12 protein-coding genes are annotated in these 15,686 nt (G+C 72.5%); 4 read left to right on the top strand and 8 right to left on the bottom strand.

The annotated features are described in order from the left end of the window. The first annotated feature begins 41 nt into the window (after positions 1 to 41). Both BKA14_RS07810 and BKA14_RS07815 read left to right on the top strand, forming a co-directional pair. On the top strand, positions 42 to 1,796 hold the full coding sequence (locus BKA14_RS07810; protein ID WP_184950236.1) for a hypothetical protein: 1,755 nt from the start codon (positions 42 to 44) through the stop codon (positions 1,794 to 1,796). Continuing rightward, entirely contained in the window at positions 1,796 to 2,137 is a 342-nt protein-coding gene (locus BKA14_RS07815) for a hypothetical protein (RefSeq protein WP_184950237.1), read from the top strand. The genes BKA14_RS07810 and BKA14_RS07815 overlap by 1 nt, the downstream gene beginning before the upstream one ends. Before the next feature lie 6 nt (positions 2,138 to 2,143). Here the strand turns inward: BKA14_RS07815 and BKA14_RS07820 are convergent, their stop codons facing one another. From BKA14_RS07820 to BKA14_RS07850, 7 genes are all read right to left on the bottom strand, one after another. Next, positions 2,144 to 3,748 carry a hypothetical protein gene (locus BKA14_RS07820; RefSeq protein WP_184950238.1) on the bottom strand — a complete coding sequence of 535 codons (1,605 nt, stop codon included), beginning with the start codon at positions 3,746 to 3,748 and terminating at the stop codon, positions 2,144 to 2,146. Next, positions 3,745 to 4,944: an ROK family transcriptional regulator gene (locus BKA14_RS07825; RefSeq protein WP_184950239.1), complete on the bottom strand. Its 1,200-nt coding sequence runs from the start codon at positions 4,942 to 4,944 to the stop codon at positions 3,745 to 3,747. The genes BKA14_RS07820 and BKA14_RS07825 overlap by 4 nt, the downstream gene beginning before the upstream one ends. A gap of 50 nt (positions 4,945 to 4,994) precedes the next feature. Further along, positions 4,995 to 7,394 carry a glycogen/starch/alpha-glucan phosphorylase gene (locus tag BKA14_RS07830; RefSeq protein ID WP_184950240.1) on the bottom strand — a complete coding sequence of 800 codons (2,400 nt, stop codon included), beginning with the start codon at positions 7,392 to 7,394 and terminating at the stop codon, positions 4,995 to 4,997. A 35-nt stretch (positions 7,395 to 7,429) separates the two neighbouring features. Next, positions 7,430 to 8,926, bottom strand: a complete 1,497-nt coding sequence (locus BKA14_RS44950; protein ID WP_184950241.1) for a GGDEF domain-containing protein — start codon at positions 8,924 to 8,926, stop codon at positions 7,430 to 7,432. Between the two features lie 65 nt (positions 8,927 to 8,991). After that, positions 8,992 to 9,741 (bottom strand): anti-sigma factor family protein, encoded by a 750-nt coding sequence (locus BKA14_RS07840; RefSeq protein ID WP_239092403.1) that lies wholly within the window; start codon positions 9,739 to 9,741, stop codon positions 8,992 to 8,994. Further along, a complete protein-coding gene (locus BKA14_RS07845; protein WP_184950242.1) occupies positions 9,705 to 10,664 on the bottom strand; it encodes a DUF1996 domain-containing protein in 960 nt (319 codons plus the stop codon). Before BKA14_RS07845 ends, BKA14_RS07840 begins: the two co-directional genes overlap by 37 nt. Before the next feature lie 53 nt (positions 10,665 to 10,717). Continuing rightward, entirely contained in the window at positions 10,718 to 12,073 is a 1,356-nt protein-coding gene (locus BKA14_RS07850) for an alpha/beta hydrolase (RefSeq protein WP_184950243.1), read from the bottom strand. A gap of 177 nt (positions 12,074 to 12,250) precedes the next feature. Between BKA14_RS07850 and BKA14_RS07855 the strand changes: the two genes are divergently transcribed. After that, complete coding sequence (locus BKA14_RS07855; RefSeq protein WP_203721940.1) at positions 12,251 to 12,811, top strand: GNAT family N-acetyltransferase; 561 nt, start codon at positions 12,251 to 12,253, stop codon at positions 12,809 to 12,811. A gap of 404 nt (positions 12,812 to 13,215) precedes the next feature. After that, complete coding sequence (locus tag BKA14_RS07860) at positions 13,216 to 13,860, top strand: 4a-hydroxytetrahydrobiopterin dehydratase family protein (RefSeq protein ID WP_184950245.1); 645 nt, start codon at positions 13,216 to 13,218, stop codon at positions 13,858 to 13,860. Positions 13,861 to 14,019: 159 nt separating this feature from the next. On the opposite strand, the gene BKA14_RS07865 is transcribed toward BKA14_RS07860, so the two are convergent. Further along, on the bottom strand, positions 14,020 to 15,633 hold the full coding sequence (locus tag BKA14_RS07865) for a glycoside hydrolase family 13 protein (protein ID WP_239092402.1): 1,614 nt from the start codon (positions 15,631 to 15,633) through the stop codon (positions 14,020 to 14,022). Positions 15,634 to 15,686: the final 53 nt, after the last annotated feature.

Raw genomic sequence — 15,686 nt, forward strand, 5'->3', positions numbered from 1 at the left:
TCGGGTGAGGACACCCGCCCCGGAGCCGGTGAGGAGGGTTCATGGAGCCCGTTCTGCAGTTCGACCCGGCGAGCCTGTCCATTTACTACCGCGGCGTCCCGCATCGGGGTGACGGCCCGTCGTTGCTCGGCGAGGTGGTCCACGAGGCGCTGCTGGGCCGGCACGCCCACGCCAAGCAGCTGGTCGGCGCGATCCCGGCCGAGCCCGTGCGAATCCGGGCGGCCAACCTGCTCAGCACGGTCTGGCATGAGCAGCGGCACTTCGTCGACGTCCTGCTGACCAATTTCGGTCAGTCGATCTCCCGGCGGTTCACCTCGGTGCTGCTGAACCTGCCCGAGATCGTCGCCGCTGGCCGGCACCAGGGCCACCTGCTCGTGCCGATCAGCGCATACGGCAGTGCCGCCAAGCGCCGGGCCGCCGGGGTGGGCACGACCGAATTCCTCACCCGGGCGGCCAAGGACATCCGCGACCGCGAGATGCTGCTGCGCCGCGACATGCTCGGCGAGCGCCTGGCCGACGGAGGCCGGCTCTCCCTGGGCGGCCACGCCCAGTTGGAGGCGCTGGGCTATTTCGCTCAGGCCAACTTCGTGCAGAACGAGTTCGGCCTGGACACGGTGCTGCAACTGCAGGGGGACATGCCCGACGCCGACCACCTGCGCAATCAATACCTGTGGGCCGGGATGATGGCTGCCTACCTCGGCCTGGTCGCACCCGACCAGGGTCGCAGCACCCCCGGCGAGGAGGTCGTGGCGGTGCAGGCGCCGGCCGTCTCGGCCCTGCTGTACGGCGCCTTGATGATCCGCCGCTGGGGTCAGGAGCAGACGTTCGTCGACGGCGGCAACTCCGGCTCGGCGCTGCACCGGCTGGGCCCGATCATGGAGGATCTGCACGCGAACGGCGAGTTGCGCGCCGCCACCAGCACGGCCGAGGCGTGGGAGGCGGTGAACCAGGCGTGCGCGCGGCTGTTCGGCCGGACGGCGACGCGCGAGCTGGAGGTCGATCTCGAACAGTCGGCCCGGTTGTGCGACCTGGCCGCGAGCAAGTTCGGCGACGACAGCTCCCTGGCGGCTCACCTCGCCGCCGTGCAGGACGCCCGTGTGCGTCTGGCCGCGCTGTTCGCCGCCGACCCCGGTCTCGTTCTGGATCCCGGCCGGTCGGCCCGCCTGCTCTCCGACGTGCTGCCGGTGCCGCTCTTCGCCGAGCCGTACGGCCGCACCGAGGCCGTGCCCGAGGGCTGGCACGACGTGTGGGGCTGGGGGGTCGACCTTCCCAACGGCGGGCGGATGTCCTGGACGTGGGCGTACGCGCCGGTGCAGACGATCCGGGAGACGGCCCGGATCCACATCGTGGCCGACCCGGAGAGCTGGCAGGACGTGGCCACGCAGTTGATCCCGGCGGCCAAGGTGCTGATGTACGGGCGACGGCAGCCGGCCACCCTCGGGCCCGAGCTGCGCTGGGGCGAGGTGACGCTGGAGAACGACCTCAAGGTCGACCTCCTCGTGCATCCGCTCTACCGCAGACCCGTCGTCGACACCGGCAATGCCGGTTTCTGGTATCTGACGGGCCGGTCGTCGGCGGTCTGCGACGGCTGTTCGGCCACCATCGACCGGGGTGGCGGCGGCTACTTCCCGTCCTCGTTCTTCCGTTACACCGAACCCGCGGCCGCGCAGTGGCTGCTCGAGCACAACGGCGGCGGCGCCTGGGGGCAGCTGATGGTGGAGCGGGACTGGAGCGGCTGGCTGCTGTGCGACCGGTGCGGGGCCGAGGTCGGCGAGCTCGCCGCGGGGAGGCAGTGATGGCGCAGATCATCGGCGTGGTGGTGCCCGAGGGCACGGCCGACACGCTGGAGGAGCAGCTGGCCGAGGAGGCCGGGCTGGAGGCCGACGTCGACGACTGGGAGGGCAAGACGGTCTACCTCGACGCGCCGTTCACCGTGCCCGGCGGGGACGCGCTCGTGCTGCTCACCGTGCCGGTCGATGACGACGACGCGGCGGCGCGGCTGGCCGGGGTGCTGGGCGGGCGCGACGAGGAGCTGCTGCTGATCGATGTCTCCACCGGCGACGAGCTGGGGCGGCTGACCCCCGCGGCGGCGGCCGGTGACGTGCGCCGGGTCATCGCGGCCGCCAGGGCCGTGTGAGGCCGGTCAGTTCTTCTTGAGCAGACCGGACAGCGCGGCCACCACGGCCGTGGCGATGATCCAGCCGAGGACGACGTAGACCGCCGACACGTACTGCGCGGCCGTGCCGACGACGACCCAGTTGTCGCGCTGGCGCAAGTTCACCACGGGCAGCAGCAGGTCCAGAGTGAACAGGGGCGGGTTGAAGGCCGGCGTGGGGCCGGCCCCGCCCTTGGCCAGGACGGCGCCGCCGTGGTGGAACGCGGTGAACAGCAGGCTGCCCAGGATCAGCAGCGCGGCCAGCCAGACCAGGGCCAGACCCGGGCGGTGACCGTAGCCGACGGTCGCGTCGAGCACGTAGCCCGGCGGGCGGCGCCACCACGGTTGCTCGCGGCGGCGGTGGCGTTGCCGGGCGATGGCGACCCGGCGGGCGTCCTCGTCGCGGCCCTGCCCACGGTAGAAGGCGGCCAATTGCTCGTACGGCTGAGGCTGATAGCGCGCCGGGAGCCAGGCGACGCGGTGGCCGACGCTCGGTTCGGGGCCCCGGTGCGCGCCGATCGTGTCGTACCGCAGGCCCGTCAGCTCGCGGTCGGCCGGCCAGCGCTCGATGTCGTCCAGCAACCGGGCCGCCGTGACGCCGGTCAGCTCGGCCGTGCCCGTGATCGCCGCGGGCGCGAACACCAGCGAGCCCTTGACCACCGTACGGGTGAGGTTGAGGTCTTGCAGGGCGGCGGCCCGGCATTCGAGGTTGCGGGTGATCTCGGCCCCGGCGATGCGCACCGTGCCGGTGACCTCGAGCCCGGCCGCCAGCACCAGGTTGCCCCGGACCGCGAGGTTGTCCCCGCGCAGGGCGACCTGGTCCGGGTTGCTCAGCAGCCCGTCGCACAGCACGGAGCCGTCGACCTTCGCGCCGGTCAGGCAGACCTCCCCGGCCGCCTCGAACGGCCCCGCCTGCGCGCCGTGGCGCCGGCCACGCTGCAGGGACAGGTTGCCGCCGATGGCTGCCGCGTCGAGGTCGAGCACGACGTCGGCGCCCCGGAACTGGGCGCCGTCGCAGGCGAGCTGCCCACCCACGCGGGCGCCGAGGAGCCGCACGGCTTGCCTCGCCACGAACCCGCCGCGCAGGAAGAACGAGTGGCCCACGGTGAGGCGGTCGCCGACCAGGGCGACCCCGTCGGCGCCCATGATCGTGGTGCCGCCGAGGTTGACGGTGCCCGACACCGTCGCCTGCCGCAGCGTCAGCCGGCCGTCGACGGTGGAGTTCAGAACGTGCAGGGAACCCTCGATACGGGCCGTGGACAGGTCGATCGCGGCCACGTCGCACCGGTCGAGGCGCAGCGACCGGGCCTTGCCGTCGACGAGGCTGATCGGGCCGACCGCGCAGTCCGTGAGGGTGAGCGGCCGGAGCGCCTCGGACGAGTCGAGGTCGAGCGGGCCGTCGATCCGGAAGCCGGTCAGCCGGACCCAGCGGGGCCCGGGCCTGCCGTCCACCCGGGACTCGGTGAGCAGGGAGCGTAGCCGGGCCGCGGAGAGTGACGGGCGGCCGGCCGGCGCGACGGCCTCACCCGTGGCCAGCACGGCCTCCCACACCCGTTCCTCGGCGGCGCCGGGCGCGGCCCGGAAAAGCCTCATGCCCGGACTGTACCGGTGACGGAGCGCCCCGCCCGCTCCCCGATCGGGTCGTTGAGCAGGGCGGCGAAGCCGAGTTCGGCCGCGCCGATCAGGGTGGCGTCCTCGGCCAGGGCAGAGACCGTGAGGCGGGCCCGTTCGCGTGAGACCGGCATGGCGTGGTGGGCGATGCGCGCCTCGACCTGGGGCGCCGCGGCCGTGTAGACGTCGCGCAGCATGCCGCCGAAGATGACCACGCCCGGGTTGAACAGGTTGATCAGGTTGGCCACGCCGATGCCCAGCCAGTCGCCGATCTCGGCCACGGCCGCGGCCGCCGCGGGGTCACCGGCCCGGGCGTCGCGGGTGACCGCGCGGACCGCCTCGGCCCCGATCGGCCCGGGGGCCCGCCCGGCCGCCGCCAGCAGGGCGTACTCGCCGGTCTCGGCCTCCAAGCAGCCTCGTGAACCGCACAGGCACGGCCGGCCGCCGGACGGGTTGACCAGCATGTGCCCGACCTCGCAGCCGTAGCCGCCGTCACCGCCCAGCAGCTTGCCGCCGACCAGGATGCCGCCGCCCACGCCGACGTCGCCGTGCAGATAGATCAGGTCGGGCACGCCCACCCCGGCGCCCCGCTCGAACTCGGCCAGCGCCCCCAGGTGGGCCTCGTTGCCGACGGTCACCGGGCGGCCGATGTCGAGGGCCGCGGCCAGCTCGGTGCCGAAGGCCTGGTCGACCCAGCCCATCTCGGGTCCGTAGCGCACCATGCCGTCGCCGGGCCGGATCATGCCGCAGTAGGAGGCGCCCAGCCCCACGCAGACCGACCCCGGCGGCGCCGCGTCGAGCAGTTCCCGGCCCAGCGAGGCCAGTTTCCGGACGACCGGGCCGAGGTCCACCCCGGTGCGTGTGCGCGGGGCCGAGCGCCGGTCGAGCACCGGGCCGCCCAGCCCGACCCGCGCCACGGTGAGCCGGTCCACCGCGACGTCGAAGGCCAGCACGAACACGTGCGGGGCGGGCCGCACCACCAGCGAGGGCCGGCCCGCACCGGTGGTCCCGGCCGGATGTTCCTCGCTGACCAGCCCGGCCGCGATCAGGTCGGCCGTCAGGGCCAGGATCGTGCTCCGGTTGACCCCCATCCGCTCGGCCAGCACGGCGCGCGAGAGCGGCCCGCTCACATGCACGTGGTGCAGCAGGGTTCCGAGGCTCGGCCGATGTTTGTGCATCCCACCGCCATCAAACGCGCACGGAACGCGCTTGCCAAGCCCCGCGCCGGTCAGGGGCGTACGGGTTCCGCCCGCCAGATCCGCGCGAGGTAGTCGGCCACCGTGCGGTCGGCCGAGAAGAACCCGCTGCCCGCCGTGTTCAGGATCGACATGCGCGTCCACTGTTCCTGGTTCTGCCAGGCCGCGGCGACCTCGTCCTGCTTGTCGACGTACGACCGGTAGTCGGCCAGCGTCAGGTATTCGTCGCGGTCGAGCAGCGAGTGCGCCACGTCCTGCCCCACGCCGCCGAACTCGCCGGACAGGATCGCGTCAAGGGCGGCCCGCAGCTCCTCGTCGGAGTCGTAGTGCGTACGGGGCCGGTAGTCCGACGCCCGCAACGCCGCGGCGGCCGGGGTGTCCAGGCCGAACAGGAAGAAGTTGTCCGCGCCGACCCGGTCCCTGATCTCCACGTTGGCGCCGTCGAGGGTGCCGATGGTGACCGCGCCGTTGAGCGCCAGCTTCATGTTGCCCGTACCGGAAGCCTCCTTGCCGGCCATGGAGATCTGCTCGCTGAGGTCGGCGGCCGGGATGATCCTCTCGGCCAGCGTCACGTTGTAGTTGGCCGGGAAGACCACGCGCAACAGGCCGGACGTCCGCGGGTCGGCCGCGACGGTGGCCGACACCGCGTTGATCAGCCGGATGATCGACTTGGCCGCGTCATAGGCCGGGGCTGCCTTGCCGCCGAACAGCACCGTGCGCGGCACCCCGAAGCGGGCCGGGTCGTTGCGCAGCCGCTGGTACAGCGTGATCACGTGCAGGAGCTTGAGCTGCTGCCGCTTGTACTCGTGGAACCGCTTGATCATCACGTCGAGCACGGCGCCCGGGTCACCCAGCCCGAGATCGGCCTTGGCGTGCCGCTTCTCGGCGCGCCAGCGGGACCGGAACGAGGCGTCGCCGGCCAGGGGGGCCAGGTTCGACAGCAGGGAAAGATCCCGCAACCAGTCGTCGGATCCGAGGCCCTCCGAGATGAGCGCCGAGAGGCCCGGATTGGCCAGCCGGACGAAACGCCGCGGCGAGACACCGTTGGTGACGTTGGTGAAGCGGTCGGGCCAGAGCGCGGCGAAGTCGGCGAACGTGGTCGAGGTGAGCAGCTGCGAGTGCAACTCGGCGACCCCGTTGACCTTGAACGTTCCGGTCACGGCCAGGTTGGCCATCCGGACCCGGCGCTGCGGCTCCTCCTGGATGAGCGACATCCGCCGTACGCGGTCGAGGTCGCCGGGAAAACGTGCACGGACCTCGGCCAGCAGCGCCTCGTTGATCGTGTAGATGATCTCGAGGTGGCGGGGGAGCAGCCGGCCCAGCATCTCCACCGGCCACGTCTCGAGAGCCTCGGGCAGCAGCGTGTGGCACGTGTAGGCGAACGTCTGCCGCACGATCGACCAGGCCTGCTCCCACTCCAGCTTCTCCTCGTCGACCAGCAGCCGGATCAGCTCGGGGATGGCCAGCGTGGGGTGCGTGTCGTTGAGCTGGATGACCGTCTTGGCCGGGAAGTCGGCCCAGTCGGCGTTGCGGAGCCGGAACCGCCGCACGATGTCGCGCAGCGAGCACGAGACCAGGAAATACTGCTGCTTGAGCCGGAGCTCGCGGCCCATGTCGGTGCTGTCGTCGGGGTAGAGCACTTTGCTGATGTTCTCGGCCTTGACCGCCTCCTGCACGGCCTCGGCGTACTGCCCGGCCGAGAAACGCCGCAGGTCGAACGAGGCCGGCGCGGCCCGGGCCCGCCACAGCCGCACGATGTTGACCGTCTCGGTGCCGTAGCCCGGCACCAGCAGGTGACTCGGCTCGCCGTGCACGATCTCGCCGGGCACCCAGCCCTCGGGGCCGACGAAGCCGTAGAAGCCGACCGTCTGCCAGTCGTCAGGGGCCGGGAACTCCCACGGGTCGCCCTGGAAGGCCCAGTCGTCGGGCCGCTCCACCTGCTCCCCGTTCTCGAACTGCTGCTTGAAGATGCCCAGGTCGTAGCGGATGCCGTAGCCGACCGCGGGAATGTCCAGGGTGGCCAGCGAGTCGAGCAGGCAGGCGGCCAGCCGGCCCAGGCCACCGTTGCCCAGGCCCGGCTCCACGTCGAGCGCGGCCACCTCCTCGGCCGAGAAGCCGAGCGCCTCCAGCGCGGCCGGGGCCAGGTCGGTGGTGCCGCTGTAAAGCAGGTTCTGCTCCAGCTGGGGGCCGAGCAGGTATTCCGCCGACAGGTAGTAGACCCAGCGCGGGTTGCTCTCGTAATGCGCCGCGGCCGTGCGGGCCCGGCGCGCGGCCAGCCGGTCGCGCACGGTCAGGGCGAGGGTCTCGTACGCGTCCTGCGCGCTGGCCGACTCGACGGTCGTGCCCCGGCGGTAGTACAGGTTGCTCAGCAGATCCTGCTCGAATTCGGCCGGGGTGCTCCCCAGCGGCCGCAGCCCGTTGCGAAGGTCCATGGTCCGCACCCTGCCCGATCGACGTTTCCGGAAACTTACCGCGCAGCGAACGCGGGTTCCGCGAGCGGAGCGGCGCAGACCCGGTCCCGGCCCGAGTTCTTGGCCTCGTAGAGGGCGCGGTCGGCGGCCAGCACGAGCTCGTCGACGCCGGCCGCGGCCGACGGCAGACCGGCGATCCCGATCGAGACCGTGACCCGGTGCTCGCGGCCCTCGTCGACGGAGAAGGGCGCGGCCGCCACCACCCGGCGGATCCGCTCGGCGATCTCGGCCGCGGCCTGCGGATCGGCCCCGGGCAGCAGCACGGCGAACTCCTCACCGCCGTAGCGAGCGGCCAGGTCACCCGGGCGGATCACCGCCGACAGCCGCCGGGACAGCTCGACCAGCACCCGGTCGCCGCCGCCGTGCCCGTACGTGTCGTTGACGCTCTTGAAGTGGTCGAGGTCGAGCAGCAGCATGGCGACCTCCCCGCCGGACCGGGTGGCCCGGGCCGCCTCGGCGTGCAACGACTGCTCGAGGAAGCGGCGGCTGCGCAGCCCGGTCAGGCCGTCGGTGATCGCCGCGTGCCGCTGCGCCCGCACCAGCCCCGCCATCCGCGCCAGCACCAGCAGGAACAGCCCGTTGCAGACCAGCCCGGCGGCCAGGATGTGCGGGGCCTCGCCGCGCAGATGCTGCACGGTCATGGTGGTCGGGGCGACGACCGCGGCCACCGCGAGCACGACGAGCCGGCCCGGCGTGGCGTCCGGGGTGACGGCCGAGGACCGCGACACCAGTTGCGGCGCCGCCGGGTGCAGCATCCCCGCCGCCATCAGGAACGCCGCGGACATCCAGATCGCGTCGAGGTAATTGCCGGCCTGATAGCTGCCCTCCAGCGTCTGCACGCTGTACATCGTGTCGGCGTAGAGCACCAGCGCGAGGTAGCCGCCGACCATCCGCAGCGGAGCCGACCGCGGCCCGGCGCCCAGCATGAGCCGCGCGCCGACGCTGATCAGCATGAGGTCGCCCACCGGGTAGGCCACCGAGACGAAGGTCGTCACGTCGACCGCCCCGGTCGCGATCATCGGCACCACGACCAGCTCGAACACCAGGTAGCCGGAGCCGACGGCCACGATCGTGGCGTCGATGGCGCTGGCGAAGTTCCAGCCGGGCGTCCGCTTGCGCACCACCGTCAGGAAGGCCGAAGCCATGAGCGGATAGGCGGCCAGATACCCCGCGTCGGCGATGCTCGGATACTGCACCTCGCCCTGCACCAGCGCGAGGAAGTAGAACACGACGTCGGCACTCACGCTGACAGCGGCGGAGGCGGCCAGCAGCAGGGCCATCCCGGACAACGCGCGATGCCGCCGGGCCGCGACCAGGCACGCCACCAGCAGGGTGGTGTTGGCGCAGGCGTAGAGGGCGACCTGGGTGCCGGCCCAGCCCGGGCCGAGCTCGAGAAACAGGTAGTACGTCCCGATGGCGACGACACCGGCGGCGAGCAGGAGCTGCCAGCCGGCGACGTGCCTGCTCAGCACGACGGATTGCGCTTTGGCCACCCGCCAAGGTTTCCCGCCGACGGGTGCGGCCGGGACCCGCCCCGGTTGCCTTTCGGTTGCACCGCTCAGACGTCGACGCTGGCGAACTGCTTGCCGGCGGTGTTGACCACCCGTACGGAGGCGACCTGGGCCGGGTCGATCAGCGCGCTGCCGTTGAGCGTGGTGCCACCGGCCTCGCCCGCCTCGGAGACCACCCAGCTGCCCGCCTGCACCGCGAACCCGTCGCGGGCCACGACCTCGAGCACGCACTTCTCGCCCGCGGGGATGCCGGCCACCGCCGCGTTGACCCGCACCCAGCCCGCCGCCGGGGCCACGGCCACGGTGATCCGCGCGCCCGTCGTCGCGTCGACAGCGGTCCCCGTACGGGTGCCGGGCACCGACGTCGGCGACGTGGCCAAGGGCGGCGGGGCCTGCGCGACCGGCGCCTCGGGGGCGGTGGACCGGCCCGCCAGGACCCCGCCCCCGATCGCCACGGCCACGAGCACCGCGGCCGCCGCCGAGACCAGCACCGTACGCCGGTTGCGCTCACCCGAAGACTGCTTGCGCACCTCGCGCAGAGTGCGCTGGAGCAACAGGTCGCCACCGTCGGGCGGGCCCTCGAGCAGCATCTCGGCCGGCACGGCCCGCAACCGTGACGTCCACTCGCCCAGCGACTCCACCTCGGCCCGGCACTCGGCGCACCCGGCCAGATGCCGGTCGGCCTCCGCGCGTTGCCCGGGGGTGAGCTCGCCGACCAGATAGCCCGCGAGGTCGACGTGGTCGCCGGTCTCGGGGGTGGTCACGACGCCGCCCGCCGGGTGGTCGTCTCGTCGCACTGCTCGCCCTTGTTCAAGCAGTTCACGACGCGCTTCATCACGGCGTCGGGCATCAGGTTGACCAGGAAGCCGTGATCGGTGCGGGGGCTGTTGTCCTGCCCGTCGAACGCGTCGATCTGATACCGCGTGCCCGGGGGCACCGCGTACGTCATCGTGATCCGCAGCTGCGGGACCGCGAACGTGCCGACCGGGCAGCCGCCGCCCTCGGCCGGGAAGACGACCTGCTGACGGTGGCCGGGACTGTCCAGCTGGCGACCGTCCCAGCAACTGGGGAAGTCGAAGATCCGCACCACCTGGGCTCCGTCCTCACACGCGGGATAGTCCATCGTCATCCGGTCGGGTGTGTCGGAACAAGTCCACCAGGCCCGCGCAAGTTTACCGCCGTTGGTGTGCGCGTAAGCGTCGCCGACCTGCACCCGCAGCAGCCGCGGCATCGCCAGCACCGGCCCGCGCGGGTTGCCGCGATAGGTCATGGTCAGCGACACCGGCACCTGCACCGGCCCGCCGTGCCCGTCCTGCCCCGGCTCGACCAGGCGCAGCACCGGCCAGTAATAGCTCGACGCGTCACCGTTCGTACAGGTCGTGGGTTGGCCGAGCAGGCTGTCGACGGTCGAGTCGGCCTGCACCCCGAGGTTGCCGATGTAGTCGTGCAGGTGATGCGGCGGGCCCGGCCGCTTCGGGGTGACGACGATGTTGGCGGTGTTGCGGTGGCCGCGCTCGTTGCGGCCGCAATTCCACGTGTACGACCCCGTGGAGGCGCCCGCCGAGGCCGGGGGAGCGGCCGCGACCGGGCCCGCCTGGTCCATGCTGATCGAGTAAGGCCCCAGATCAGGCCCTCGCAGGGCGGGGATCACGGCCGCGGCCAGCACGACCGCGGCCACCAGGACCCCCTCGAGCGCGACGGCCACCCGACCCATCGACATGCTTCGACGATACCCAGCCGCCGCCGCCCGGCCACTTCGGGAGCGCGAGCCCGTCAAGCCGCGGGGCAGCTCGCCCCGCGCGGTGGCACCACCAGATCGAGCAGGTAACGGTCGACGACGGCGGTCGTGCACGGCGTGTTCCCGTACGCCCCGTGACCCGAACCCTCGTACGTGACCAGGCGCCCGTGCCGGCCCAGCTGCGCCGCCACGTGGGTGGCCCACACATGACCGGTGCGGACGTCATGGCGCGAATTGAGCAGCAACAGCGGCGTGCGAGTGTGCACATCGAGCCGGTGCGGCGGGTTGGCCACCGGCTGCGGCCAGCCCAGACAGGCGCGGACCGCGAGCAGCCCACCGCCGTACCGGACGTCGGGTGCGGCCGCACGGGCGGTGCGCACCAGTTCCTCGTACGCTCCGAAATCGGGCACAGCCGCGGGCCAGTCGGCGCAGAAGACCGACGACACCAGCGGCGGCAACTCCACCGTCGGGTCGGCGCCGTCGCGCAGGGCCGCGATGTCCCGGGCCAGCCGCGCGCGGTCCGGCGCGGCGAGCCGGGCGATCGGGAGCATGGCCAGCTCGAACCGGTTCTTGCGGGCGTCCAGAACGGTGTTCCAGATCGCGCGGACGTCCTGCCCGTGCAGAACGCACGCCGTCTCGGCAGCGCACCACGCGACGAACTCGTCGAACGCGTCCTGCGCGGCCAGCGCCTGCGTACGGACGAACTCGCGCACGTCGAGGCTGTGATCGAAGACGCTCTCCAACACGACCGCCCGCACCCGGCCCGGGTAACGCTCGGCGTACTGCTGGCCCAGCAACGTGCCGTACGAACTGCCGTGGAAAGTCAACTGCCGCAGCCCGAGAGCCGCCCGCAAGGCGTCGAGATCACGGACGGCTCCGGCCGTGCCGGCGTGATCCCAGACCGGGCTGACAGCGCGGCACGCCGCCCACTTGGCCCGGTTGGAGGCGGTGACGGCGTCGAAGTCGGCCTGGCTGGTGAGCAGCCCGTTGTCGAGCGACAGGTCGCACTGGGCGCCGCCGCTGCGCCCCACCCCGCGCGGGTCGAAACTGACCGTGTTGAACTCGTCGAGAATCTCCGGGCTGAACCGGTCGCCGGCCAGGATGCGTTCCACGCCGGAATCGCCCGGGCCGCCCGGGCCGAACACGAGCGTCCGGTCCGACTTGGTGCGAGCCGCGCGGCGCGCCACGGCCAGCTCGAACGTGGCGCCGTGCGGGTTGTCCCAGTCGACCGGTAATCGCAGCTTGCCGCACCGCACGGCCGGGTCGTCGTCGCACACCGTCCAGGAGATCCGCGGCTGCTTCGGCGTGGCGGCGTGACCCGGCGGACTGGCCGCCAAGGCGAGACCGGTGACCAGGGTGACCAGGGAAGCGATCAGGGCACGACGACTCATGCCGTCCATCGTCGATAGTGAGGATGCCGAGAAGACATCGGTGGGATCCCTGGTCTTCCCCGGAGGTGCGATCATTGCCCTCGTGGGCACCGGAAAACCCGCAGCCGGCCCCGTCGCCGCTGCCGTGAGCTTTTCGCTCGGACTCCCTCGTGAGCGGGCGGCACGGTGACAATCGTCTTGTCCGCGCCGGGAACCGGGCCCGCCGGTGAGTTGCTGCTCCGGCCGTGGCGCTCGGACGACCTGCCGGCGTTGCTGGCCGCCCATCGAGACCCAGAGCTGCGGCAGTGGCTGTCCACCTCGCCGGCGGACGAAACGGAGGCCCGGGAGTGGCTACGCCTGCAGGCCGCGGGCTGGGCCGACGCGACACGATTCAGCTTCGCGATCGTGACAACCGGGGCGGATGATTGTCAGCCTTCCGGGCACGTGGTGGTGAAGGCAGGAGCAGACGAAACGGCGGAGGTCGGTTACTGGACCGCGGCTCGCGCACGTGGTCAGGGCATAGCCACGCGGGCCCTCGAGATCGTTTCCCGGTGGGCACTTCATGCGCAGGACATCGTCGTGCTCAGGCGCCTGGACCTGATTCACGCCGAGGGCAACCAGGCATCCTGCCGGGTGGCTCTGAAATGCGGCTTTCCCCTGTACGACCTGCTCCCGCCGTCGCCGCCCGCCTATCCGACCAGCGGTCACCGGCATGTGCGCACCGTCCCCGGCGCGTCGACGTGCCACACCGGCATCTAGCGGCTGCCGGCCGAGGAGACGCCGTCCACCCGGCGGCCGGGGCCGGAGCAGCCTGGCGGCCGGGCGGAGATTCACCGATCCTGCTGTCAGCACCGGATCGCTCAGCAGCGTGCCAGGAGAGTTGGGCTTAGCGCAGCCCGCCCCCGGACTCAACGGCCGGCCGCGCCGAGAACCTCGACGTGCTCTCCTGCTGGCCCGTCCCCGTACGGCTCCCCGCCCATGGCCCTCCCCGCCCATGGCCCTCCCCGCCCATGGCCCGCCCCGCCCATGGCCCGCCCTACCAGGGGGACCTCCACCCAACACCCATCCTCCCAACTCGGAGCGATCTTTGCGGGGTGCCCTGTGGACAACCCTGGAATGTGGACAACGTTCGGAGAGGGGGACAGAAGTGGCAGGATGCCCGCATGAACGAACGGGTGACCCGGCAGGCAGCCTCCGACGCGGTGGGCGGGCTCGGGTGGCGATACATCCTCGGCACGTTGCGGGCCGCGGTGCCGGTCGGCTCGCTGTTCCAGGGGGCGTCGGTGGCCCTGCAGGCCGTCGCGGCCTGTGGAGAGGAGGCCGACGAGCACCTCGCGATCGATGTGCGGGTCGATCGGGTGGTGCTGACCTTGCAGACCCGGCGGCTGGCGACGGTCACCGCGACCGACGTCGGGCTGGCGCGGCGGATCGCGGCGTCGGGGCTGCGGACCGAGCCGGGTGACCTGCAGCTGCTCGAGATCGCGATCGACGCGTCGGACATCGGGGCGGTGCGGCCGTTCTGGTCGGCGGTGCTGGGCTACGCGGAGGGCGGGCCGGCGGAGCCGCTGGCCGACCCGGCGGGGCAGGGGCCGGCGGTCTGGTTCCAGCAAATGGAGACGCCGAGGGCGGGTCGTAATCGGGTGCATGTCGACATCTCGGTGGCCCACGACGAGGCGCCGTTGCGGGTCGCGGCGGCTTTGAAAGCGGGCGGCCGGGTGGTGTCGGATGCGCGGGCGCCGTCGTTCTGGGTGCTGGCCGACCCGGAGGGCAACGAAGCCTGTATCAGCACGTGGCAGGGCCGCGACTGACTGCGGCCGGAAGCGGTCACGCGGCCGGCTCGCCGGGGGCGGGCGAGCCGGCCGCGTGTGCGCCGGCACCGATCGTCCGGGCGCGCCGCGGGGGGCGGGGCGCACCCGGCGAGGGGTGACGGCGGGCCAATCGAAGTGCGCCTCGAAAGGGCGCGCTGGTCAGACGCGGGTCCAGACGGTGGTGTCGGGGTCCAGCGTCAGGCGGCCGCCGGCCGGTCCGCCGGCGTCGGGTGAGGAGGCCAGCAGCAGCCGGTGCGCGGGCACCGAGACCGGTGACGAACCCATGTTGGTCCAGACCGTGATCGGGTCGGGGTCGCCGTCCCGGGCGATCAAGTCGACGCGGATGACGTCGCCGTCCAGGGTCACCGAGGCCAGGCCGGAGCCGAGCGCCTGGTGGAGGTCGCGCAGCAGGATGGCCTGCTGGTACATGGTGAGCGTGGACGTCGGGTCGCCGTCCTGACGGTCGACCGCGTAGTCGGCCCAGTCGGCGGGCTGGGGCAGCCACAGCTGGGTGGAGGCCGAGAAGCCGACGGCGGGCGCCGACGACTCCCACGGCATGGGGATCCGGCAGCCGTCGCGGCCGAGGCGCCGGCCCCCGGAGCGGTGGAAGATCGGGTCGCGCCGGGCCGGGTCGGGCACGGTGCCCTCGGGCAGCCCGAGTTCCTCCCCGGCGTAGAGGTAGGCCGACCCGGGCAGGGCCAGCATCAGCAGCGCCGCCGCGCGGGCCCGGCGTTCGCTGCCGTAGCGGGTGACCTGCCGCGCCTTGTCGTGGTTGCCGAGCACCCAGGGCGCGGGGGCGCCGACGGCCGCGAACGCGTCCAGCGCCTCCGTGATCGTCGAGGCGAACGCCGCCGCGTCCCAGTCGCTCTTGAGCAGCCGGAACTGGAAGGCATGGTGCATCTCGTCGGGCCGGGCGTACAGCCCCACCTGTGTGAGGTCGGCCAGCGACACTTCGCCCACCAGCATCTTCTCCGACGGGTAGGAGTCGCAGATGGCCCGCCAGCGCCGCCAGATCCGGTGCACCCGGGCCTGGTTGGTGGTCATGACCTGTTCGGGCCCGTGCCCGAACAGCGTCGGCGAGTAGTCGCCCGTATTGTCGCGATACGCGGGGTCTTTGAACAGCCCGTACGCGACGTCGACCCGGAACCCGTCGACACCGAGGTCGAACCAGAACCGCAACGTACGGTCGAAGTCGTCCGCCACGGCCGGGTTGTCCCAGTTCAGGTCGGGCTGCTGCGGCGTGAACAGGTGCAGGTACCAGCGCCCGTCCGGCGTACGGGACCAGGCCGGCCCACCGAACATGGACTGCCAGTTGTTGGGCGGCGACTCCGACGGCGGCATGAAGTGGTAGCGCGCGGCCTCCGGCGAGGTCGGGTCGGCCAGCGCGCGCTGGAACCATTCGTGCTGGTCGCTGGTGTGGTTGGGCACGATGTCGAGCAGCACCCGCAGCCCCAGGTCGTGGGCGTCCGCCACGAGCGCCCGCACGTCCTCGACGGTCCCGTACGCGGGGTCGACCGCCGTGTAGTCGATCACGTCGTAGCCGCCGTCGGCCCCGCCCGAGACGTAGTGCGGGGTCACCCAGACGGCGTCCACCCCGAGCGAGGCCAGGTACGGCAGGCGCGCGCGCAGCCCGGCGAAGTCGCCGATGCCGTCGCCGTTGCCGTCGGCGAACGAGCGCAGGTAGACCTGGTAGATCACCGCGTCGCGCCACCACTGCTCGCCCGTGGCAACAAGCGCGTTCAGGCACATGTCTTCGATCGGCTCTGCTGACATGCCAGCACCGATCGGCCGCGGCTCCGGGGTTCGTCAGGGACGCACCGAACGGC

It is taken from the genome of Paractinoplanes abujensis, assembly GCF_014204895.1.
In the GTDB taxonomy this organism is placed as follows: domain Bacteria; phylum Actinomycetota; class Actinomycetes; order Mycobacteriales; family Micromonosporaceae; genus Actinoplanes; species Actinoplanes abujensis.